Annotated in this window: 20 protein-coding genes and 1 pseudogene; 3 read left to right on the forward strand and 18 right to left on the reverse strand. The window is 55.4% G+C overall.

All coding sequences use genetic code 11. The annotated features are described in order from the left end of the window. Positions 1-11 precede the first annotated feature (11 nt). On the forward strand, positions 12-1,013 hold the full coding sequence (locus ACR0A1_RS09465) for a DUF2125 domain-containing protein (RefSeq protein WP_170401896.1): 1,002 nt from the start codon (positions 12-14) through the stop codon (positions 1,011-1,013). On the opposite strand, the gene ACR0A1_RS09470 is transcribed toward ACR0A1_RS09465, so the two are convergent. The 4 genes from ACR0A1_RS09470 to ACR0A1_RS09485 form a co-directional block, all read right to left on the reverse strand. Beyond that, entirely contained in the window at positions 1,010-1,831 is an 822-nt protein-coding gene (locus ACR0A1_RS09470) for an extensin-like domain-containing protein (RefSeq protein WP_480867211.1), read from the reverse strand. The two genes, ACR0A1_RS09465 and ACR0A1_RS09470, sit on opposite strands and share 4 nt — an antisense overlap. Continuing rightward, entirely contained in the window at positions 1,828-2,748 is a 921-nt protein-coding gene (locus ACR0A1_RS09475) for a prephenate/arogenate dehydrogenase family protein (protein ID WP_480867213.1), read from the reverse strand. Before ACR0A1_RS09475 ends, ACR0A1_RS09470 begins: the two co-directional genes overlap by 4 nt. Then, complete coding sequence (gene hisC / locus ACR0A1_RS09480) at positions 2,745-3,830, reverse strand: histidinol-phosphate transaminase (protein ID WP_480601093.1); 1,086 nt, start codon at positions 3,828-3,830, stop codon at positions 2,745-2,747. The genes ACR0A1_RS09475 and hisC overlap by 4 nt, the downstream gene beginning before the upstream one ends. A gap of 64 nt (positions 3,831-3,894) precedes the next feature. Continuing rightward, positions 3,895-5,310 (reverse strand): aminotransferase class V-fold PLP-dependent enzyme, encoded by a 1,416-nt coding sequence (locus ACR0A1_RS09485; RefSeq protein ID WP_480867215.1) that lies wholly within the window; start codon positions 5,308-5,310, stop codon positions 3,895-3,897. Positions 5,311-5,413: 103 nt separating this feature from the next. On the opposite strand from ACR0A1_RS09485, the gene ACR0A1_RS09490 reads away from it, so the two are divergent. Continuing rightward, positions 5,414-5,875, forward strand: coding sequence for an Lrp/AsnC family transcriptional regulator (locus tag ACR0A1_RS09490; RefSeq protein WP_480867217.1), 462 nt, complete (start codon positions 5,414-5,416; stop codon positions 5,873-5,875). A gap of 123 nt (positions 5,876-5,998) precedes the next feature. Here the strand turns inward: ACR0A1_RS09490 and rpsD are convergent, their stop codons facing one another. From rpsD to ACR0A1_RS09555, 13 genes and pseudogenes are all read right to left on the reverse strand, one after another. Then, a complete protein-coding gene (gene rpsD / locus ACR0A1_RS09495) occupies positions 5,999-6,619 on the reverse strand; it encodes a 30S ribosomal protein S4 (RefSeq protein ID WP_170392466.1) in 621 nt (206 codons plus the stop codon). A 212-nt stretch (positions 6,620-6,831) separates the two neighbouring features. Then, positions 6,832-7,146: a hypothetical protein gene (locus ACR0A1_RS09500; RefSeq protein WP_255611765.1), complete on the reverse strand. Its 315-nt coding sequence runs from the start codon at positions 7,144-7,146 to the stop codon at positions 6,832-6,834. A gap of 395 nt (positions 7,147-7,541) precedes the next feature. Next, a pseudogene (locus ACR0A1_RS09505) lies at positions 7,542-8,172 on the reverse strand (IS5 family transposase); the annotation flags it as partial. 108 nt (positions 8,173-8,280) lie between these two features. Further along, positions 8,281-8,757: a DUF411 domain-containing protein gene (locus tag ACR0A1_RS09510; RefSeq protein ID WP_480867219.1), complete on the reverse strand. Its 477-nt coding sequence runs from the start codon at positions 8,755-8,757 to the stop codon at positions 8,281-8,283. A gap of 825 nt (positions 8,758-9,582) precedes the next feature. After that, entirely contained in the window at positions 9,583-9,969 is a 387-nt protein-coding gene (gene cueR, locus ACR0A1_RS09515) for a Cu(I)-responsive transcriptional regulator (RefSeq protein WP_170564201.1), read from the reverse strand. Positions 9,970-9,984: 15 nt separating this feature from the next. Next, positions 9,985-12,495, reverse strand: a complete 2,511-nt coding sequence (locus ACR0A1_RS09520) for a heavy metal translocating P-type ATPase (protein ID WP_480867222.1) — start codon at positions 12,493-12,495, stop codon at positions 9,985-9,987. Between the two features lie 325 nt (positions 12,496-12,820). Next, a complete protein-coding gene (locus tag ACR0A1_RS09525) occupies positions 12,821-13,549 on the reverse strand; it encodes a DsbA family protein (RefSeq protein ID WP_480590376.1) in 729 nt (242 codons plus the stop codon). Position 13,550: 1 nt separating this feature from the next. Further along, positions 13,551-14,024, reverse strand: coding sequence for a c-type cytochrome (locus tag ACR0A1_RS09530; protein ID WP_480867641.1), 474 nt, complete (start codon positions 14,022-14,024; stop codon positions 13,551-13,553). Beyond that, complete coding sequence (locus ACR0A1_RS09535) at positions 14,024-15,394, reverse strand: multicopper oxidase family protein (RefSeq protein ID WP_480867224.1); 1,371 nt, start codon at positions 15,392-15,394, stop codon at positions 14,024-14,026. Before ACR0A1_RS09535 ends, ACR0A1_RS09530 begins: the two co-directional genes overlap by 1 nt. 39 nt (positions 15,395-15,433) lie before the next feature. After that, on the reverse strand, positions 15,434-16,333 hold the full coding sequence (locus tag ACR0A1_RS09540; RefSeq protein WP_480867226.1) for a c-type cytochrome: 900 nt from the start codon (positions 16,331-16,333) through the stop codon (positions 15,434-15,436). A 9-nt stretch (positions 16,334-16,342) separates the two neighbouring features. After that, the gene (locus ACR0A1_RS09545; RefSeq protein ID WP_480867228.1) at positions 16,343-16,930 is read right to left on the reverse strand and encodes a c-type cytochrome; all 588 of its coding nucleotides are present in this window, start codon (positions 16,928-16,930) and stop codon (positions 16,343-16,345) included. A gap of 396 nt (positions 16,931-17,326) precedes the next feature. After that, positions 17,327-17,776, reverse strand: coding sequence for a c-type cytochrome (locus ACR0A1_RS09550; protein ID WP_170392477.1), 450 nt, complete (start codon positions 17,774-17,776; stop codon positions 17,327-17,329). 69 nt (positions 17,777-17,845) lie between these two features. Beyond that, the gene (locus ACR0A1_RS09555) at positions 17,846-18,427 is read right to left on the reverse strand and encodes a L,D-transpeptidase (protein ID WP_480867230.1); all 582 of its coding nucleotides are present in this window, start codon (positions 18,425-18,427) and stop codon (positions 17,846-17,848) included. Positions 18,428-19,211: 784 nt separating this feature from the next. Here ACR0A1_RS09555 and ACR0A1_RS09560 point away from each other — a divergent pair. Next, positions 19,212-19,418 (forward strand): helix-turn-helix domain-containing protein, encoded by a 207-nt coding sequence (locus ACR0A1_RS09560; protein ID WP_480867643.1) that lies wholly within the window; start codon positions 19,212-19,214, stop codon positions 19,416-19,418. A gap of 304 nt (positions 19,419-19,722) precedes the next feature. On the opposite strand, the gene ACR0A1_RS09565 is transcribed toward ACR0A1_RS09560, so the two are convergent. After that, entirely contained in the window at positions 19,723-22,005 is a 2,283-nt protein-coding gene (locus tag ACR0A1_RS09565; RefSeq protein ID WP_480867232.1) for an adenosylcobalamin-dependent ribonucleoside-diphosphate reductase, read from the reverse strand. Between the last annotated feature and the right edge of the window lie 99 nt (positions 22,006-22,104).

Raw genomic sequence — 22,104 nt, forward strand, 5'->3', positions numbered from 1 at the left:
GGCCATTCATCATGCGCCGTCTGGTACGCGTTTTCGTATTTATCGCCCTCGCGTGGAGCGCCTACTGGTTTGTCGCCGGTTATGGTCTGCGAAACGCCCTGACCGGTTGGTTTGACCGGCAGCAAGAACTGGGCTGGCAGGCCGAATTCTCGGACGTGTCGACGGCAGGATATCCGTTTCAGCACATCACACGCCTGAATAATCCCGCTTTGGCCGATCCGGTCAACGGAACGGCGTGGAGTGCGGACTGGGTCGAGTTCCAAAGCCCAGCAATCTGGCCCGGCCGCCAGATGCTGCGCTTTGCCAGTACGCCGCAGCGCCTTTCCTATTTCGACCAGACCACGACCGTTCAGGCCGAAGCGCTACAAGCCGAATTGCAGCTCCAACCCGGTGTCGCGCTGGTGCTCGAGAAAATGGCGCTGACCTCAAAGCGCTGGCTGCTGACAACCGAAGGTGATCCGCAAGCCGGAGGCCAGTCGCTGAGCCTTGTGATGGAGCAATCTGGAGCGCCCGAAAGCTATGGGATTACCGCGAAGATCGACGGGTTCACCCCCGGCGACGATTTGCGACGCCTCATGCGTTCAGCCTCAACGCTGCCGCAATCATTCGAAACGCTGGAAATGGATATGTTTGTCACTTTCGACAAACCCTGGGACCGCACCGCACTTGAGCAGCGTCGCCCCCAACCCGTTGCGATTGATCTGCGTTTGGCAGAAATGAAATGGGGTGAGCTGCGTCTGTTCGCCACCGGCGAACTGGAAGTTGACGAACAGGGCATTCCAACGGGTGAAATTGCGATGAAAGCCGAAAACTGGCGCGACATGATCGCGATGGCAAACGCCGCAGGTGCGCTGCCGGATCAGGCAGTCGATCCTGTGACCCGCGCATTGGGCTTCATGGCTGGACTGGGTGGCAACCCAAATGCGCTGGATTTACAGCTGAATTTCAGAGATGGGTTCGTCGCCTTGGGTCCGTTGCCCCTTGGTCCTGCCCCGAGACTGGTACTGCGTTAACGGCAATAGGTGCCGCTGCGGTAGCGCGCGGTGTCTAGGTGGAAATGATCCCGATGGTAGCGATCAGAGTTTGGTCCGAGAACCGTGCCAAATGGCCCGCACGCGCCGCGCCATACCTTGGTCAGTTGCTTCTTGGACGGATTTTTGCGCCAGCCATTCAGAACCGTCACCACCTCACCATCGGCCATCTTGAAGCCCGAAATGTCGATGGCGCGCCCTTTACCATGCTCAGAAATCCGCGCCCCTTTACGGTTGTTACGTGTTCTGCAGGCGTAATGCGCGGCGACCTGTAGCTCGACCACCGGACCTCGGCGTTTGAACGTGGGCTTTACAGTTTTGTCGACCCAATTATTCAGCGCCTGTGCAGTGCCGCAATCCATCGTCGCTGGGCGGCTCAGCCCGACCCCCGATACTGAGGTGATTTGCACTGCATCCTTAATCCCGCAGGCTTTGATCTTGCCCTTCACACGTCCAACCGGCTTACCCTGAATATCGATATCGCCACAGACTGAACCCTTACGCAGCTTGCGTTTCTTAAGAAAGACGCGTTGTTCCAATTCTTCCGGGCGCACAAACGGGCGGATAGAATTCTCGGGCCCGAGCAATGGTAATTCAGCGGGACGGACTGCAGCGGCCGTTATCTGCGGCGAAGCGGGCCGTAGCACAGGCCGGATGTTGGGGGTGACGATTGCCACCATCGCTTGGGTGGTTTCCGGGCGCGTCAACGGCACAATAGAAGTTTCAGGCGCCGCCGCATTTGCAGTCGTTGCCGCCAAAGCAACGCAGAAAATCAAATGGCTGCAACCGATCTTTCTCATGTCGATGTTTTTCCCCGCCCGAAATCTGGCGCATCCGTATCCTGGCCCGCATCAATGATGCCGCGGCGGATCGCCCGTGTGCGCGTAAAGTAGTCGAACAATTGCTCTCCGTCACCTGTTCGGATGGCCCGCTGTAGCGCAAAGAGCTCTTCCGTAAACCGGCCCAGAATCTCCAGCGTTGCGTCTTTGTTGGTCAGAAACACATCACGCCACATCGTCGGGTCCGAAGCCGCGATGCGAGTGAAATCGCGGAAACCAGCTGCCGAATACTTGATGACTTCGGTGTCTGTAACCCGCCGGAGATCATCCGCAACTCCCACCATCGTATAGGCAATCAGGTGAGGTGCGTGCGAGGTGACCGCCAGCACCAAATCATGATGCGCGGCGTCCATCTCATCGACATTCGATCCCAGACCCTCCCACAAAGCCCGCAGGCGAGCGATCGCATCCGGATCGGAATCTTCGACCGGCACCAACAGGCACCAACGGTTGTCGAACAGTTCAGCGAAACCCGATTCAGGCCCGGAATGCTCGGTCCCGGCCAGTGGGTGCGCCGGAATGAAATGAACGCCATCGGGTATGTAAGGTGAGACGGCGTCAATCACGTGACGCTTTACCGATCCTACATCCGACACGGTGGCGCCGGATTTCAAAACCGGCGCAATCTGCTGCGCTACCGGTCCCATTGCGCCAACCGGAACACACAGAACCACCAGATCAGCACCCTCGGCCGCCTCTTGCGCGGTCTCGCAAACCCGGTCACAAAGGCCGATCTGGCGCGCCGTCTCGCGGGTTGCCTCGGATCGCGCATAGCCCGTCACTTCGCCCGCAAGCCCAGCCCGTTTGATTGCCCAAAACATGGACGATGCAATCAGGCCCAACCCGATCAGCGCAACACGGTCGTAAATCTGGCTCATACAGCGCCCCCTTTGAACGCAGTAATCGCTGCAACCACGCGACCGCAGGCGATTTCGTCGCCTACGGTGATCCGCAGCGCGTTTGGCAGGTTGTAGCCCGCGACCCGCCGCACGATCAAACCCTGCGTTTTCAAATAGTCATCGCAGGCTTCCGCCTCGGCCCTGTCAGCAAAGCGGGCGAGGATGAAATTCGTGCATGACACATCGGATGAAACGCCGACCTTCGCCAGTTCATCAGACAACCAAATCCGGAGGCGTGCATTTTCAGACAGGCAGAACCGCAGATATTCCTCATCCCGCACGGCGGCCTCGGCCGCCGCGAGAGCCGTCAGCGATAGGTTGAACGGCTGACGAACGCGGTTCAGCACATCAATAATCTCTTTCGCCGCATAGCCCCAGCCAACGCGCATCCCACCTAGACCGTACACTTTCGAAAACGTCCGGGTCATGATGACATTGCTAAACCGGTCCACCAGCCCCGCGCCTCCATCGAAACCATCGACAAATTCGGCATAGGCACCATCCAGCACCATCAGGCAATCGGCTGGCAATGCATCCGCCAACCTCTGCAATTCGGCGTCAGAGATCATGGTTGAAGTAGGATTTCCCGGATTGGTCACAAAGACAATCCGTGTCTGCCCAGTGACCGCGGCAAGGATGCTATCTACGTCTACACGGCGATCCCTCTCGGGCACCATGACCGGGGTCGCGCCCGCCATTCGCGCGATGATCGGATACATGGAGAATCCATGCTCGGTATATATCACCTCATCACCCGGACCAGCATAGGCCTGCGCCACGAACTGCAACACTTCATCACTGCCGACACCGCAGATGATCCGATTGGAATCCAGTCCGAGCCGTTCAGAAATTGCGGCGCGCAGGCTGGAATGATCGGTGCTGGGATAACGATGCAGCGAAACGGCACTTTCGCGCACCGCTTCGATCGCCTTGGGACTTGGCCCAAACGGGTTTTCGTTGGAACTCAGCTTGATGACATCCGCAACACCGTCAACATGCGACTGTCCGCCCTGATACAGCGCGATGTCCATTATGCCGGGTTGAGGTGTGATCTGGTTCATGAGGGGCTCCACTAGCTTGGCCCCTCATACCTTTCTCAACGGGTTGAGAAAAGCGGCAATTATCTTACGCCGCTTTGAAGCGCGCCGTCGCCGGATCGGCATTGTAGAATGGGACGAATTCCTCGGTCCGGCGCGACAGCTCGTTAACGCTGTCGATAATGAACTGAACGGTCTCTTCGCTCATGAGGTAAGAGAAATTCAACCGCACCCAACCCGGTTTCTTCATTTCCTCACCCTCCGACAGGGCCGCATGCAATTCTTCCGACGCTGCCCGATCAATGCCCAGCAAACGATGCGCATAGGGTCCGGCACAGGCACAGCCGCCACGTGCCTGGATGCCGTAGATATCGCTGAGCATCCGGGTAAACAGCTGCTGATGCACCGGCTGCCCATTCCGATCACACACGAGGAACGAGAATATCGGCAGGCGGTGTGCATTCTCGGCACCTAGCAATGTCAGATGTGGGTTGTCGGACCACCCATCCAACGCCATGCGGTTACACTGCGCCTCACGCTGTGCGATTTCATCCGTTCCGACCGCATCCTTGACAATGAAGGCCAGGGCCGCGCGAATGTCTCCGATCACATTTGGTGTACCCGCCTCTTCTCGTGTCGCGAGATCGGCGCTGTAGTCGTGCCGCCAAGGCGAGACAAAGCTGACAGTCCCACCGCCGGGCCAACTCGGACACGTCCGCTTCACAGCGCATTGGTTAACGACCAGAACACCCGACGCCCCCGGCCCACCCGGAAACTTATGCGGAGAGACAACGATCGCGTCCTTCCGCGCATCTTCCGGCCCCATGTCCATTGGCAAATAAGGTCCACCACCCGCATAGTCCCATACCGCAAGCGCACCATGCTCTTTCAGCATCCGCGTCACTGGATCAGGGTCGGTGATGATGCCGGTGACGTTTGACGCCGCTGAGAATGACCCAATCACAAGATCGGAATCTGCGTGTTCGATCAGCACCGCCTTTAGCGCCTGCATATCGGGACCGCCGTCAACGGCTTCTGGAATCTCGATCACCCGCGCCTTGCTTTCACGCCACGGCAGAATGTTCGAATGATGCTCATACGGACCGATCAAAACGACCGGCTGATTAGCCTCTTGCACTCCCAGCAGACTAACCAGCCGGTTAAGACCCGCTGTAGCGCCAGACCCGGTAAAGATCACCGCGTCCTCTTCCTTGGCGCCAACTATGCGGGCGATCTCGGCCCGCGCCTCGCGGCGCAAACGGGTTATATAGGAACCGCAATAGGAGGCTTCGGTGTGGCTGTTGGCATAGAACGGCAACACATGCTCGGCCACGAAATTTTCGACCTGTCGCAACGCGCGACCCGAGGCAACGTAGTCCGCATACACAAGCGGCACGTCCCCATGCAGACCCGGGATGAGTACCCCCTCACCGATCAGCCCATCACGCAGAGTATTTCCGTGAGCAGCAGATTGAATTTCTGCGCGAAAGTTGGACAAGGTCATAACACAGGCTCCATATTGCTAACTCCAATATGATTGATCCATCCTGTGGAAACCTCACAATTTTATGCTTTATGTGTCCGAGTTTTGTGTCATATGAGTTTATATGGAGAAAAAATTAGATCAAATTGACACGCGTCTTCTGAAGGAACTGCAAAAAGACGCAACACTTTCCCAGCGAGAATTGGCAGATAGGGTCGGCCTGTCCCAAAATGCCTGCTGGCGAAGAATAAAGGCCTTGAACAACGCGGGTGTCCTGCAAGGTTCTACGGCGCGCATCGCGCGTGAAAAGCTTGGGCTGAATCTGGTGGTTTTCGTCATGCTACGCACGCGCCACCACTCTGCCCAATGGTTGCAGGCCTTTCGCAGTCATGTCCTGACCATTCCTGAAGTGGTCGATTTCCATCGCATTGGCGGCGACTATGACTATCAACTCAAGGTCGTTACAGAAGATATGGCCTCTTACGACAAAGTCTATCAACGCCTCATCGATAAGATCGAACTGGACAGCGTCACCTCCTATTTCGCAATGGAGGCCATTGCCGAAAGTCGCCCGCTTCCTATCTGATCCGCCTCTTCATCTGGCCAAATATATCTCGGGGGAGTCGCGCAGCGACTGGGGCAGAGCCCCATCAAAACAAAAAAGACCGCGCTGAAAGCGCGGCCCTTAAGCTCAACGGGTCGGCGAAGATTAGTTCTTCGCGTAGAATTCGACGACCAGGTTCGGTTCCATCATAACCGGGTAAGGCACATCGCTCAGGCCCGGTGCACGCACGAAAGTCGCGGTCATTTTCGAGTGGTCGGCGTCGATGTAGTCAGGCACATCACGCTCGGCCAAGCCGACAGCTTCCAGGACAACGGCCAACTGCTTGGACTTATCACGCACTTCGATAACGTCGCCTTCTTTGACGCGATAGGACGGGATGTTGACCCGCTTGCCGTTCACTTTAACGTGGCCGTGGTTCACGAACTGACGTGCGGCGAACACGGTCGGAACAAACTTGGCGCGGTAAACAACGGCGTCCAGACGGCGCTCCAGCAGACCGATCAGGTTTTCACCGGTGTCGCCTTTGACACGCTCAGCTTCTGCATAGATGCGGCGGAACTGCTTCTCGGTCAGGTCGCCGTAGTAGCCTTTCAGCTTCTGCTTGGCACGCAGCTGCAGACCGAAGTCAGACAGTTTGCCCTTGCGGCGCTGGCCATGCTGGCCAGGGCCGTATTCACGACGATTAACCGGGGATTTCGGACGACCCCAGATGTTTTCGCCCATCCGGCGGTCGATTTTGTACTTGGCAGACGTGCGTTTGGTCACGGCTGATCTCCTTCTTTAGATTGAGGCCCCGATGGGCCACTATGAAGGGCGTTGTCCTCTTGAGGTTTCCCCCATGACAGGCATCCCCTCGCGGGGGCCACCAACACCAATGAAGCCGCGCTTATATCCCTGCTTCGGCCAGAGTCAACACGCCACAGCAAGCAAAGGGTAGGATTTCTGCTTAGAGTTGGAATCTTTCTGAGAAGTATCCGTTATTCAGCGGCCCAACCGGCAGTATTTGATAGACTTACCGGCACTGAACTTGCATTTGCGCGAGCCGCCGGGAACACGACAACCTTGTCGTCATAACCGCTGTCAATCTCAACAGGTTCAATATGCGAAGCTGCCAAACTGACCCAGAAATCTTGATCAGGCTCAGGGCATCCATCCTCAAACACAAGCACCAGAGACGCTTCGTTCACCTCACGCACCAGCTCGGCAACGAAAGTCTGAGCCCCGTTTGACAACTCGATCTTGGCACTTTCGTTGATCTCGCCGGGGTTGGCGAAACTGGCTCTGGCCGCCAATATAGATCCAAGACCGGTGGAGCCTGCGTGCAGCGCAACTTGGTCAGCACTTGCGGCGAGTTGGACCCCTCGCCCCCTCCAGGACCAAGAGCTACCAACGCGCAAGTGGGCCAAAGGCGCCGCCTCAAGCCCGTCAACTTCCGTCTGTGTCCAAAATATTGCTATCCGACCGTTACAACCGGTTCTCATCTGTCCGCCCGCACTTTTACTCATCCCACAAGTAACTGTGCTTGTGTATCAACGAAAAAATGGGCGGAAAAGAGACCGAAATGCAGCAATCACGAAAATGTTGCTAAAGAACAGCCTCATATTGATACTTTTCGTCGAATGTTGGTGAACGTCTGGCGCACTGCGCTAGACCCTAGGCTCATTGAATTTCGGAGCCTGAAAATCTCTGCGAGTGCGATGGCTGATGGGAACACTTTCAGCCATCTTTCGTAGCGGGTTTCTACTCGGCCCCATTCATTCAAGCGACCGAATATGATCTTGATGCGGTTTCGGCGTTTGAGCCTGTGTGTATCTTTTCGGACAGGCTTCTCGCGTGACTTTCTGCCGGGGATGTATGGGCGTATCCCTTTGTCTTTCATAGCCTTTCGGAACCAGTCAGAATCGTAACCCCGATCAGCAATCATCCAATCGGCGGCTGGTAGGCTGCTCAGAAGTGCCCTGGCACCCGTGTAGTCACTGATCTGATCGACAGTTATGAAAGACCGGATTGGGTGGCCAGAAGCATCGCTGACGGCATGCAACTTGGCGCTCATTCCGCCGTTGGCACGCCCAATCAGGCACCAGCGCCCCTTTTTTCAACCTTAGGCTTGAAGCCCTGCGATGTGCCTTCAGATACTCGCGCAGGCTCAATTGAACGCATGGCGTTCGCCTGCTCACTTTTATCATGATCGCCCTGTGATCGGAATGGTCCGAAGCCAGCCTTTCCATGATCCGTGCAAACACGCCGTTGTCGCTCTAACGTTTTTAGCAGTTGTAGAGCGTCTTGGGTGGGCCATACTCCTTCGGAGCATCGGACCAGCCCCGTATCGGACTAGCCGACCTTGAACTCGCTTTTCAATCGCTGCTACCGAAATTCACACTAAACGCTTGGCAATTCCGTTTGCGGTTGTTGCAAAAAATTGGCAATCACGCTGCCTTGTAATGGTTGAAAACTTCTGTGGTGCCATCCTTACCGATCAGGAAAACCGAATAGGCTTCCCGCTCACTCTCCGGCCCCATACCAGGTGAGCCATAGGGCATACCTGGCACTGTCAGCCCGACCGCATCAGGGCGTTCGGCCAACAAACGCCGGATGTCCGCCGGGGGCACATGACCTTCTATGACATAGCCCTCGAGCAAGCCCGTGTGACAGGACGCCATCTCTTCTGGAATACCCTTGTTAGCTTTGTATTCAGACAAAGTCTCCCAGGAGGCATTCTGCACTTCCATCTCGAATCCTTCGCGTTGCATAATATCAATCCACGCGCCACAACACCCGCATGCGGGGTCCTTGAGAACCTTCACCAGCGGTAAGGTCGTTGCAAATGTAGGTGAAGCCAGGGCGATGCCGGAGGCGCTGAGGCCAGCCAGGAAAAGGCGTCGGTCAAGTTTCGTGGTGGTCATGTCATTTCCTTTCCGTGTTTACGCCTGCGCTGTGATATTCGGTCTTGTGACCGAAATCGCAGGCAAGTGCTATGATTTGTGTAAAGCAAGCGATCATGACCAGCCCTGTTTCTGTTCGCTTTCGGTGCATAGCGCACGCATATCGCAACCGCTTGGATAAGATGAGCGCCAAGGCAAATACTGATAGTTTAGCCTCTCTTCCACGCATAATAATCTCCTGGCGACCGCAGTGCATGCTCGAACAGAAACAATTTGAAAACCCGCACTTTCGGGACTTTGGATGTTAGGATATTTGTGGAGGAAGATTGGGCGTCAGAGGCGTTTGAGAATCATGGTTATCAGTGTCCATGTTACGGTTTCTCTGGCCATAAGCTTCCACCAAAACCACAGGTCCTAATTGGGTCGGGTTTTCACCTACGCAACAGGTTCCAGTGTGGCATGCCCCGCCACAACTCATGCAGTCGTCCGCGCAATCTTGATCGGTGGTAGAATGAAAACGGCGATTGTTGTGTTTGAATTCAGATGCTTTTGACGCGATCGAAACGCCATACTGTTTGTGGCTGTCTGCGATCTCAAAGTCGTTGTTTGCAAAAGCAACAGAGCCGATGATTGTCACAGTAAGACAGACGCACACTAAAAGCGTTTCTCTTAAAACAGGGATCAACTCATTCACCGTACTGCGGTCGTAGTGTGATCGTGGCAACGTGCTGACCCGAAGCCAACAAAACTACAATTGATAGCGCGGCACGCACTAGAGAAGAGCGGATTGCCACGTCTGAAGAAAAAGATTGCCAAACTTGGAGGCAGATCAAACAACAAGGTCAACTACGCTTGGCCCAAGTTTTTTAGAATTGGACAGTCTGGGCGGTGGTCGCCGGCGCATTCTTCGATCAGATGAGACAGTGTTTCATGCATCGCCTTCAGATCGGAAATCTTATCTTCGATCTCTTTCAGATTCTGTTTTGCAATTTCTTTCACGTCCGCGCTTGCGCGTTCTTTGTCCTCGTAAAGCGCCAGTAGCGAACGACAATCCTCAATAGTAAAGCCCAATGAGCGGGCCCGCCCGATGAAGGCCAGCTTGTGCAGTTCCTTTTCGTCGAAATGGCGATACCCATTGAGGCTCCGCTTGGGTTTGATGAACCCGATATCCTCGTAATAGCGGATGGTTTTGGCAGGCAGACCGGAACGTTCTGCTACATCTCCGATATTCACAGCGGTTCTCCTATTCTATCCAGCAGGCGCTGAACGCAGCATCTGCTCGGTGTTCTGCGAGATCTGTTCTCGCCCAACTTTGATCGGCTTTACCCAGCGCAACCGCAGCGCATTGGTCAGGACAAATACACTGGAGAGAGCCATGGCACCTGCGGCCAAAACCGGCGACAGCAGCGGGCCGCCAAACGGATAAAGCACCCCTGCCGCAACCGGTATGAGCAGTGTGTTGTAGCCGAACGCCCAGAACAGGTTTTGGCGGATGTTACGCATGGTGCGCTGACTAATATCGAAGGCATTGACCACGCCGGTCAGGTCGCCTGACATCAGAACGACATCAGCCGCTTCGATGGCAATGTCAGTGCCTGTCCCGATCGCAATTCCTACCTCAGCTGCCGCCAAAGCAGGCGCATCATTGATGCCATCACCCACAAAGGCCAGTTTTCCGCCATTTGAACGCAAATCCTGCAACGCTGATACTTTACCCTCGGGCAGAACTTCAGCCACGACATGATCGATGCCAAGCTGCGCTGCAATGGATTTGGCAGTAGCGGCATTGTCGCCGGTGATCATCGCTATTTTCAGGCCCAGCCCGTGCAGAGCTTCGATTGCGTCCGGCGTGGTGGTTTTGATTGGGTCCGCCACAGCGATTACGGCCGCGATAGCCCCGTCTACGGCAGCATAAAGTGGAGTCTTTCCGTTGATTGCGAGTTCAGCGCCCCGATCAGACAACGCGCCCATTTCTACCCCTTCGCGACTCATCAGGCGGTCGGCCCCGATCAGGATTTTATGGCCTTCGACTGAGGCGCTTACCCCGTAACCGGTGATCGACGTGAAGTCTTCTGGCTTGGAAAGCTCCAGACCACGGGTTTCTGCCGCGCGCACGATGGCTGTGGCGATTGGATGTTCGGAAGTGACCTCAACGGCAGCAACAAGGTGCAGAACCTCGTCTTCGGTCATTCCTTCGGCCACAATCAGGTCGGTCAGCTCCGGACGCCCTTCGGTCAGGGTGCCCGTCTTGTCCACCGCAACAACGGTGGTTTCCTGCAGCATTTGCAAGGCATCGCCCTTTCGGAACAGGACGCCCATCTCGGCAGCGCGGCCAGTGCCGACCATGATGGAAGTAGGTGTGGCCAACCCCATGGCGCAGGGGCAAGCAATGATCAGTACCGCAACCCCGGCCACCAACGCCAGGCTAAGCGCGGGATCGGGTCCGAACAACATCCATACCAGCACTGTTACAACGGCCACTGCGATCACTACCGGCACAAACCACAGCGTGATGCGGTCGACCAGGCCTTGAATCGGAAGCTTGGCACCCTGTGCTTGTTCGACCATCTGAATGATCTGGGCCAACATAGTGTCTGCGCCGATCTTTTCAGCACGGTACGTCAATGCACCCGCGCCATTTACGGTCCCCCCGACCACAGTTGCGCCCTCGGTTTTTTCGACGGGAACCGGCTCTCCGGTGATCATGCTTTCATCGACATATGACGCGCCGGTCATTACGGCACCATCCACCGCGATTTTTTCGCCCGGTCGAACGTGCACAATATCCCCTACAACGATCTGCTCAATCGGTAGCTCGACAACCGATCCGTCGCGCTCAACTCGTGCTGTTTTTGCCTGCAGACCGACCAGTTTTCGGATCGCTTCACCAGTTCGGCCCTTGGCGCGCGCCTCGAGGAACCGCCCAAGCAATATAAGAACCACGATTACCGCAGCGGCCTCGTAGTAGACATTTGCGGTTCCGGCAGGAAGAATATGCGGCGCGAAGGTCGAGATCAGTGAGAACCCATATGCCGCCGAAGTGCCCAGGGCCACCAGAGAGTTCATGTCCGGCGCGCCTTTGACCAAGGAAGGGAATCCCTTGGTGTAGAACTGCAAGCCTGGCCCAAAAAGAACGATCGTGGTCAGAAGGAATTGCAGGTAATAGCTGTTCTGGATGCCTATGGTGCTCGCTATCAGGTGGTGCATGCCCGGAATAACATGCGAGCCCATTTCGAGAATGAATACCGGCAATGCGAGCAAGGCGGCGAAGCTTGTTCGCCGCGCCAAATGGCTGATCTCTGCCGCTTTGCGGTCGTGTGGTTCGGTTTGCGTTGCGGATCGCAGGCTCGCCGGATAGCCAGCAGACGCCGCATGCGCCGCTATGGCTTCGGGTGTTGTGACTCCCTCAGCATAACGCACAGTTGCACTTTCAGTGGCCAGATTGACCGACGCGGACAAGACGCCGCCATCGGCTTCCAGGGCTCGTTCAACGCGCCCTACACAGGATGCGCAGGACATGTTCTGAATATCCAGAGTGACCTCTGCCGTCCGCGCCGGATATCCGGCGCGGTTTAACGCATCAGCAATGGCCGCTTTATCGGCTGGATCGCGGAAATCGACCTGAACGCTTTCGCTGGCGAGATTAACCGAAGCGGTATCTACCCCTGGAACATCTTTCAAAGCGCGCTCGACGCGCCCAACGCAGGAAGCACAGCTCATACCCTGAACCTGGAAACGCGCATGTGAATTTTCAGTCATATTGTCACCACGTATGTTCTGCTGACGGGCAACATAAGGGTTCCAGCAAGTGGAAGGTCAAGGGATGAGGCTGACTTTCTTTCTCATCATCCATGACGACGCTAAGTATCCCGGATATGAGCTGCGGGCTCCGCAAGTCAGTTATAGACAAAGCCATTGACACAGTAAGTTCCTCCGCACAGTTGAACTTTGACATGAAAAACCGCAGGGTACGTGTCTAAAGCGCTAATCAACTTGATCATATCCTTGCAGCTCTGAGTCCGAGGGATGCGAAGCCACGGTCGCAACAGAAGTTTAGGAGCGCACATGCTGTCGTCCCTTAGTTCTATCTTGCGTCTCTGACTGCCTCGATTAGCCGGGTCATTTCATCTTCGGCGATCAGACCCGGGGCAAGCGCATCTCCAATGACAAACGAAGGGGTGCCACTGAAGCCAAGCTGCCGGGCCAATTCCATGGACACCTGAATATGCGCGTCGACTTCCGGCGCCTCCATGTCTGCGCGCAATTGATCCTCGTCCAGGCCAAGTTCCCGAACAACTTTCAGGACACTGGCCTCAGTGGCACGACCGTTCAGAGCCATAAGCGCCCAATGAAATTCTTCATATTTTCCCTGATTACGTGAGGCAAGCGCGGCGCGTGCCGCGAAGTCGGAACCTTCTCCGAGTATGGGCCATTCTCGGTAAACAACTCGGACTTCGGAATCGCCTGCGATTAAGTTTTTCACGACCGGGGCCGCGCGTTTGCAATATGGGCAGTTATAGTCAAAAAACTCGACTACGGTTACATCACCTTCCGGGTTTCCGATGACAGGCGCATTCGGATCCTGTTCCAGCAATTCACGCTGATTTTCCAAGACGTTTCCAATGGCTTCGGCTTTTGCCTGATCTTCGCGCTGTTGAAGCAATTGAATCGCTTGCATGATGATTTCGGGGTTTTCCATAATGGCTTCCAGAGCCAGCCGTTTTACATCGGAGTCAGACAATTCGTCAGCACTCGCCATAGCAGCACCAATCGACATAGTGATGGCAATTAAGCCTGCAAAAAATCGTTTCACGTCAGTTTCCTTCCGTTTGTTCTGCCTCGGTGCGCTGCTCTTGCAGCTTGCGTTCCCGATCCGGCCAACTCTCCTTGATGAAGGCGAGGATGTCCCAGATTTCCTGATCCGACAGAGTGTACTCGAAACCTGGCATACCGCTTTTGACGTCAGTGACACCCATCTGCTTCAAAGTTTGGTACCCGCCAAGCTTTGTATAATCGAACAACAGCTTGTCGCCGTGATGCCAGGTGTGCCCTGTTCGGTCATGCGGGGGAGCTCGCAAGACGCCATCTGGATCAGGTGTCTGCCAATCTGGTTGACCCTCCAGACTTGCCCCGTGGCATGACGCGCAGTTTTCGGCATACAAAACTGCACCACGTGCCGAATCCGCTGATGCACCGTTTTGTGCGCGCCCGCTCAGGCCCCAGCCAGCGACCGCGACAATGATCACCATAGCAGCTAGTGACACCCATTTCGCCGCGCTCTTGTTCATCACGCCACGCTCAGCCAGGTCTTCATTCCAGCGGCCTGATGCGACAGCATGTGGCAATGAAACAGCCAGTCCCCCGGGTTATCCGCAACGAACGCAATCTCCCGCGTTTCCATCCGGTCAACCAGTATTGTGTCTCGCAGCGGTCCCAGGCTCCCGTTCGGCAGAACTTCCTGAAAGTGCGTCCCGTGCAAGTGCATGGCGTGCGCAAAGACAGTGTCGTTCTGCATCTGAATAAGGACTATGTCGCCACGCGAAACAGAAGCGAGCGGGTCTTCGGGTAACCCTGCGACTCCGTTGAATGTCCAGATCTGTCCTTCCTGAACCAACTCATTAGCGCTCATGACTTGGCCGTTGTAAGTACCTTGACGCAGTCCGCCCATCGCCCCGCCTTCCATCACCAATGGAACCTTTAAGGCGTCAGAAACATCTTCAAGAAAAGAAACAGGGTTGGGTGGCAGAGCGTCGATCTCACCGCGGCTGGCAGATGTACCGCTTCCCGAAACCGGGATCTCAGCGATAACAAATGATTCATCGCGTTCGTGAAGAGTTATTTGAACGGCTTCGTTCGATTCCGCTGTGACGTCGACGATCAAATCTGCTCGCTGCGCAGGTCCGAAAACAAGTGTTTCGAAATCTTCTGGCTGCCTTACAGGCATGCCATCATAAGCGACCAGTTTCCCGTTTGCGCCACCTACTGACACATACATGATCCGATCAGTTGCCACGTTGACCATTCGAATTCGCAATCGCTGGTTCGTCAAAACTTCGGTCATTGGCGATATGCGCGCGTGAACGTAGTTTCCCATCCGACCTGCATGGGTCCAATCATGCATTGCACCAAAATCATCTACTATTTGAGCGTCTTTACCCAACCGCCAATCATCCAGAAGGATCGTGATGTCATGGTCCGTGTCCGGCGGGTCCGTTTCGTCGACGATGAACGCGCCGTAAAGGCCCCTGGCCACTTGTTCCGTTGACTGGTTGTGAGAGTGATACCAGAAGGTCCCCGCGTCCTTCAGAGGCAAGTCATACTGAAATTCGCCGCCGATTGGTACAGCCTCCTGCGTAAGGCCCGGCACCCCGTCCATATTGTTCGGAACCCGCAATCCGTGCCAATGGATTGCTGTAGGCTGAGGTAGCGAGTTCAGGAGTGTCCGGCGAACCGTTTCGCCTTGCCGGGCTCGAATTTCAGGGCCCGGAACACCGCCATCATATCCCCATATCTCGGTTTCCGGATAGTTGTTGGGGGCAACACGCGCCAATCCTGAACGCGCCTCGATTATTCGGGGGGCGGTAGCCGCCCTCCCGATAGTCGGCACCGCGAACAATGCCGACGTGCCTGCAACGAATTGCCTGCGATTGAGCTTCATTAGGACTTCCTTCCAAAGAATACTTGATCTCGCACTGGATTATCCCCCGTCGTGTACATCCAGCAGATAGGTCGCCATTGCCTTCAGGTCTTCGTCTGTTAGAAAGCTGGTGCCATAGTTTACGACCTCTCCCATGGCGCCGCCGAAGACATCGCCATCAGGCATGACGCCGGTGCGCAACGCGTAGGCCAGATCATCAACTGTCCACCCACGCATTTGCAGGGTCTCAAAGTCGATGGCCGGTGCCTTGTCACCGCCTGGCAGCGAGTCACTTCCCTTGAAGTGTTCCGTGTCCGAATTTCTTGCGCCAGCCAGGTTTCTCCCGGTGTGACAGGCGGCACAATGCGTGGCACCTTCAACGAGTAACCGGCCCCGGTTCCATACATCATCATTGCCCGGCACGGGATCGGTCCGCGGCGGTTCCAAAAATGCCGCCCGCCACAGCTTCAGGCCCCATCTCTGATTGAAGGGGAACACCATTTCCTGCTCTTTTGACGGTTCCGCTACCGGTGCAACCGTTTTCCAGGCGGCCCAGAGATCGGCGATGTCCTGATCTGTGAAATTCGCATAAAACGGATAAGGAAAGGCCGGGTAGTAGGGCTGCCCGTCTGGCGACACACCCTGACGCACAGCGCGGGCAAATTCCTCGATGGTCCAATCACCGATCCCGTGATCGGGATCTGTGGTCAAGTTCGGCGAAAAGAGCGTGCCGAACGGGGTATCCAACTCCACCCCACCGGCCAAGGGCGCACCTCCTTTGGCAAAGTCTGTGTGGCAGGCGATACAGCCGCTTGCCCTTGCCAGATACGCCCCGCGGTTAACGTCACCTTGAATGTCGAGAGCTTGTAAGGGCTGGCCAATCGGCCAAGCCATCACAGCAACAAACCCTGCTGACGCCGTAACGGCGGTAGCAAGACCCAACCGTATTATCGGCTTCATGATGCATTCCTATTCCGACCGAAATCGCGTGTGACACGCCGAGCATGTCTGGCTCAGCATCATGAACACACCATCTGCCGGCATTTCAGACAGCTGTGCTAAGTTTGGACTGCCAGCCATCATCCCGCTGCCCATCATGGAACCACCTCCCATCATGGAACCACCTCCCATCATGGATTTGCCGCCCATCATGCCGGAACCATGACCCGATCCGGACGCCATCAGCCCGTTGTCTGCCGAAAGCGCAAGGCCTTTTGAGTAGATTTCCAACTGTCTGGCTATTTCTGTAAAGGAACCCCAATCCTGCCAGATTTGCGATTTGGCCTCCGAGGGTTTGCCATCAGATCCCTCTGGAAACAGCTTAGTCATGCTCTCACCGGCGTGGCTTCCGATTTTCTTGGCTTCGCTTCGTACCGTTTGCGCATTGTAGGGCGTTTTCCCCTGCATCATCGGTGTAAGGACCTTCATGCTGTCCTTCATCGCGGACATACCGTCCATGCGTTCTTTGACGACGCCGTTTGCGCCACCATGCGCTAAGGCGGCCGCCGCAAATAGAGAAACCAGGGCCACGCCTGTAGTCATTTTTAGAAAGTTCATTTATTTGTCCTTTTCGTCTGCTTCGACGCGCCCATCTTGAGCGCAATTCGACTCGTCAGATCAGGACACGCGGCGGTGGTGGGTCAAACGCGATAATACTAAGAACCCGGTATTGAGCTCGAGGTATCGAGTATCTTCGTTCCGTGCCTTGGGGACCAGGCAGTGTTGGACCCATCAAAAATAGTCCAACAGCGTTGCAGATCGCTCCGCCATGACAATGCCCGGGATGACCCTGCTTGACATGTTCGACGTCCGCAGAGTCGGTTTGGTCAATCACATGCTGTGAATCACCGCCATGTGCATGAGCAGAATCGGCCGTCACAAGTAGCCCGCCAATAGCCAGCGCAATTGACAGGATGGAGTAACGAATTGCTGTGCCCACTCGACTCGTCACCTTCAGAAAATCCCGTTTTCTTGCTGCAACTCTCTTATGTACGCCACGATGCCCTTCACATCCGCGCGGGTCAAACCATCGACCGGCGGCATGTTACCGAACTTCCAATGGTGTGCCCGAACACCATTCTGGACGGCCACGTAAAATGCCTCGTCCGAATGGTGGCTTGGTTCATAGATTTTATGCACCAATGGTGGTGCAAGGCCCTCCAGACCAGTTGCATTCCCGCCATGGCACGCCGAGCATTTTGCGTCGAATGCCACTTTGCCGACGGCCGCAAATTCGCTTAGCTGGTCCGGTAGATTGACGTTTTGGATTGGATCTCCCGACGCCAGCGTCGACGTATCAGGTGTCGTCATCGAATGGCCAGCTGGTTGCTGATTGAGATTGTAGACGATTGCGACGGCACCTGCGATCGCCACACCGCCTATCATGAGTGTAAGTTTATCCATTTTACTATTTCACGTCGTTGTCAGTTACCGAGCTTAAGCACCTGTCCAGAAAAGCCGACTTGACCATGGTCAGATCAGTTTTACCTGCGTGCCTACAGCGGCCAGCTCGAACAATTCCGCAATCTGATCGTTATATAAGCCGATGCAGCCATTGGAGGATCTTCTTCCGATCTTGCGTGTGTCGTTGGTGCCGTGGATCCGGTAGTATTGCCAGCTCAAATATAGTGCATGTGTCCCCAGAGGATTCTCCGGACCCGGGCCCACATAGTCGGGCCAAGCGGGGTTGCGCTTTTTCATTGCTGGTGTCGGTCGCCAAGATGGCCCCTCAACCTTGCGAGTTACTGTGGTGTAGCCCAGCCTTGTAAGGTCTTCCGTCAGCGGCACGCTGGTTGGATACATCCGATAGACGCTCTCGTCTTCTGACCAATATTGCAGGACCTTGGACTGTGTATCGGACAGGATCACACCATTCTTAAGCGTATCAAAGTGATCCTGCCATTTAGCAACGCGGAATGAGGAAACATTCCGGCGCGTCCCCTCGGTTGTCATCGATTGGGCCCAAACGGCCGGTGCTGGAAAAAGAGTTGTCGCAGCAAACGCGGCAATCACTCCGCGTCGCGTAACAGCCTTTCTATCCTTGTTCGGTTTCATGCCTGCCACCCCAAACGTGTATTCTTGCTTTTCGACTCATTTGGGCTGTATGCCCGGTTCCCGCGCTGGAAGGTCAACAAACAACAGGTTTTGCGTAAGGGAAATTTCGTCTGGAATACTGCTGCCGTAGGCACATGGGGCGGTTTCAAAGGTGGCTTCAGATCGTCAAGCCATTGTGAAAATCCAACTTTTCTTAGACATAATGCCAGTTCGCTTTCAGAAAGAGCTTTATTTTCTGCACCGATCAAACACAATAAAAGCAACGTTAACAATCGCTTAGATTCTGGTGAATTGATTTGATCAGCTGCCGGTGCGAAGGTATCAGATACTAAGAATGACAATCATGCTGGTCGAAGCACGATTCTCGTAGGAACTTGGGGACAGCAACCGCTGGGTAAATTCGTATCGAAATTCGCGCCGCATGAACTACGCACAATCAGAGTCTCCACTTCATTGGCAAGTGGTTGATCGAAGTGCGCTAATAACGCTTCCATTGCTTCGTCAGTGGTCCTACGGGGCGCTACGCAAAGGATTTAGTAGATAGGCTCCAAGTGCTCATATTCGTCTGAAGTTAGTGTGAGTGGCTCTCGGGCAAACGCAAAACAGGGGAAAAAAGCTGCGTTGATTATATGTTTAGCAATTTTCATCATCCGCTCTTAGATATTCAATCTGACTTTCTAAACACTCTGAAAATGAGATTAGGAAATGTCCGAAGCATTAAACGGACACCAAAGCGGCCAAATCTCTCCGCTCGTCAGGGCATCTCGCGCTGATCTCCGCGCCTATCGCCGCCGACAAAGCCCAACGATACTCGCGGGCGAAGCTCGCCAAGAAGTTAAAGTGTCATCCGCTATTTATTGCCAGGATTGAGATCGGCCAAAGGCGCATAGATGTGCCAGAACTTGTTATACTATCGCGCGCACTTAGCATTTCCCCGGAGCAGTTCTTAAAACTTGTCGCAGACGCAATGCCACTCGACGAACGAGTTTAGGGTGCTGCTCTATTAAAGGTTCAAGGTTTGAACCTGCACCTGACGCTTGAAGAACTGCAAAGTACTCCAAAGCAAATGTTTGGAACAAATGCCATGCATTAAGTCGCACAGAGACGCCGAAGCAACTCGCCAAAGGTGCTTCGGTCGACAAGGCCAGTAAATTTCCTTCAGACAAGAAACGTAAAAAAAACTAGCGCTTCTTGGGTTCCGTCAGCAGGTCGGCAGATCGCAGTTAGAGGTCATTTGGTGACAACAATGGCCGTGTCGCCTGAAGCCCCACAACATCAAGTCCTCTTCCGCCAAATCAGCCACATTTAGAATGACCGCAGCTGCGGCAGGTCATGCAGCCTTCGATCATCACCATGTCGAACTGACCACAGGATGGGCAAGCCTTGCCACGCGGGGCGTCCATGTTGACCACCTGCGCCTGAGGATCGGATTTCAGGCCCATGCCTTCGCCCTCAAGGAAGCCGATATTGACCATGTGTTGCTCGATCACGCCGCCAATCGCGGCCAGAATGGACGGAATGTATTTGCCTTTGACCCAGGCCCCGCCGCGCGGGTCGAACACAGCTTTCAGTTCCTCGACCACAAAGGACACATCGCCACCGCGTCGGAACACGGCCGATATCATCCGGGTCAAAGCCAGCGTCCAAGCATAATGCTCCATATTCTTCGAGTTTATGAACACCTCGAAGGGGCGACGGCGTCCGCCAATGACGATATCGTTGATTGTCAGATAAATTGCGTGCTCGCTGTCCGGCCATTTCAGCTTGTAAGTCGACCCTTCAAGCGATTGTGGGCGATCCAGCGGTTCGGACATATAAACGACCTCGCCTCCGTCAACCTCATGCGGGGCATCCGCGCTTTCACCTGGCGCTTTGTCGTCGCTTTCCGATACGCTCAGAACCGAGCCGGTCACATCGTTTGGCCTATAGGTCGTGCAGCCTTTGCATCCCTGATCCCAGGCCTGCATATAGACGTCTTTGAAGGCTTCAAAGCTGATATCTTCGGGACAGTTGATCGTCTTCGATATCGAACTATCGATCCACTTTTGCGCCGCCGCCTGCATTTTTACGTGATGGGACGGGCTTAGTGTTTGCGCATTCACGAAATACTCGGGCAATTCGGCTTCGCCAAACTTGTCGCGCCACATCTGCACCGCATAGTCCACAACCTCTTCTTCGGTGCGCGAACCGTCCTTTTGCAGCACCTTGCGCGTGTAGGCATAGGCAAAAACCGGCTCGATCCCCGAAGACACGTTGCCCGCATACAGCGAAATCGTACCCGTCGGTGCGATCGAGGTCAGTAGCGCGTTGCGGATGCCGTGTTCGCGGATTGCGTCGCGCACATCGTCATCCATCTGTTGCATGGTGCCGCTGGCCAGATATTTCTCGGCGTCAAACAGTGGGAAAGCGCCCTTTTCCCTCGCCAAATCGACCGACGCCAGATACGCGGCGCGCGCGATCGCGTGCAACCAGCGTTCGGTCTGACGCGCCGCCTCGTCCGAGCCGTAGCGCAGACCCAACATCAACAGCGCATCGGCCAGACCAGTCACGCCCAGCCCGATACGGCGCTTGTCCTGCGCCTCGGCTTCTTGTTCGGCCAGCGGGAATTTCGACGCGTCCACCACGTTGTCCATCATGCGAACGGCGGTGGCCACCAGCTCTTGCAAGGCCTCCTCGTCCAGATGCGCGGCATCCTCGAACGGCTCGGCAACCAACCGTGCCAGATTGATCGAACCCAGCAGACAGGCACCATAAGGCGGTAGAGGTTGTTCTCCGCACGGGTTGGTCGCCGAGATCGTCTCGACGTAATTCAGATTGTTCGCCTGATTGATCCGGTCGATAAAGATCACGCCCGGCTCGGCATAATCATAGGTGGCCTGCATGATTTTGTTCCAAAGATCCCGCGCCTGAACGGTGTGATAGACCTTTCCGTCAAATACCAGATCCCACGGTCCATCGGCCTTGACGGCCTCCATGAATGGATCGGTGACCAGAACCGACATGTTGAACATGCGCAAACGCGCCGGGTCGGATTTCGCGGTGATGAACTGTTCGATATCCGGATGGTCGCAGCGCATGGTCGCCATCATCGCACCACGACGCGAGCCTGCAGACATGATCGTGCGGCACATGGCGTCCCAGACGTCCATAAAGCTTAGCGGGCCCGAGGCATCCGCTGCGACCCCTTTCACATCGGCGCCGCGCGGACGGATGGTTGAGAAATCGTAACCGATCCCCCCGCCCTGCTGCATGGTCAGCGCGGCCTCTTTCAGCATGTCGAAGATACCGCCCATGCTGTCGGGGATCGTCCCCATCACAAAGCAGTTGAATAGAGTTACCTGTCGCGCGGTGCCCGCCCCGGCGGTGATGCGGCCAGCAGGAAGGTATTTGAAATCCTCTAGCGCCTCATAGAATTTTTTTTCCCAATGCGCCGGGTCTTCTTCCACACGCGCCAGATCACGAGCTATGCGCCGCCAGCTGTCCTCGACTGTCTGATCGATGGGCGTACCATCCGCCTGTTTAAAGCGGTATTTCATATCCCAGATCTGCTCGGCGATGGGGGCGGCAAAGCGGCTCATTGGTGATTCCCTGTGCTGAAAGAGGCATTCAGATTAGCCCAGATCACATCTAAACCACAACACCTTGATGACAAGCGCATGAGGGCTACAATATAGGGA

The organism is Ruegeria sp. D6, from assembly GCF_056534365.1.

Excerpts from the sequence above, each read along its gene's own strand:
- ACR0A1_RS09475 (WP_480867213.1), bottom strand. The coding sequence starts at position 2,748 with ATGAGCCAGATTTACGACCGTGTTGCGCTGATCGGGTTGGGCCTGATT.
- ACR0A1_RS09565 (WP_480867232.1), bottom strand. The coding sequence starts at position 22,005 with ATGAGCCGCTTTGCCGCCCCCATCGCCGAGCAGATCTGGGATATGAAA.
- ACR0A1_RS09470 (WP_480867211.1), bottom strand. The coding sequence starts at position 1,831 with ATGAGAAAGATCGGTTGCAGCCATTTGATTTTCTGCGTTGCTTTGGCG.
- ACR0A1_RS09545 (WP_480867228.1), bottom strand. The coding sequence starts at position 16,930 with ATGAACTTTCTAAAAATGACTACAGGCGTGGCCCTGGTTTCTCTATTT.
- ACR0A1_RS09465 (WP_170401896.1), top strand. The coding sequence starts at position 12 with ATGCGCCGTCTGGTACGCGTTTTCGTATTTATCGCCCTCGCGTGGAGC.
- ACR0A1_RS09550 (WP_170392477.1), bottom strand. The coding sequence starts at position 17,776 with ATGGATAAACTTACACTCATGATAGGCGGTGTGGCGATCGCAGGTGCC.
- ACR0A1_RS09535 (WP_480867224.1), bottom strand. The coding sequence starts at position 15,394 with ATGAAGCTCAATCGCAGGCAATTCGTTGCAGGCACGTCGGCATTGTTC.
- ACR0A1_RS09520 (WP_480867222.1), bottom strand. The coding sequence starts at position 12,495 with ATGACTGAAAATTCACATGCGCGTTTCCAGGTTCAGGGTATGAGCTGT.
- ACR0A1_RS09540 (WP_480867226.1), bottom strand. The coding sequence starts at position 16,333 with ATGAAGCCGATAATACGGTTGGGTCTTGCTACCGCCGTTACGGCGTCA.
- ACR0A1_RS09530 (WP_480867641.1), bottom strand. The coding sequence starts at position 14,024 with ATGAACAAGAGCGCGGCGAAATGGGTGTCACTAGCTGCTATGGTGATC.
- ACR0A1_RS09485 (WP_480867215.1), bottom strand. The coding sequence starts at position 5,310 with ATGACCTTGTCCAACTTTCGCGCAGAAATTCAATCTGCTGCTCACGGA.
- ACR0A1_RS09555 (WP_480867230.1), bottom strand. The coding sequence starts at position 18,427 with ATGAAACCGAACAAGGATAGAAAGGCTGTTACGCGACGCGGAGTGATT.
- ACR0A1_RS09510 (WP_480867219.1), bottom strand. The coding sequence starts at position 8,757 with ATGACCACCACGAAACTTGACCGACGCCTTTTCCTGGCTGGCCTCAGC.
- hisC (WP_480601093.1), bottom strand. The coding sequence starts at position 3,830 with ATGAACCAGATCACACCTCAACCCGGCATAATGGACATCGCGCTGTAT.
- ACR0A1_RS09490 (WP_480867217.1), top strand. The coding sequence starts at position 5,414 with ATGGAGAAAAAATTAGATCAAATTGACACGCGTCTTCTGAAGGAACTG.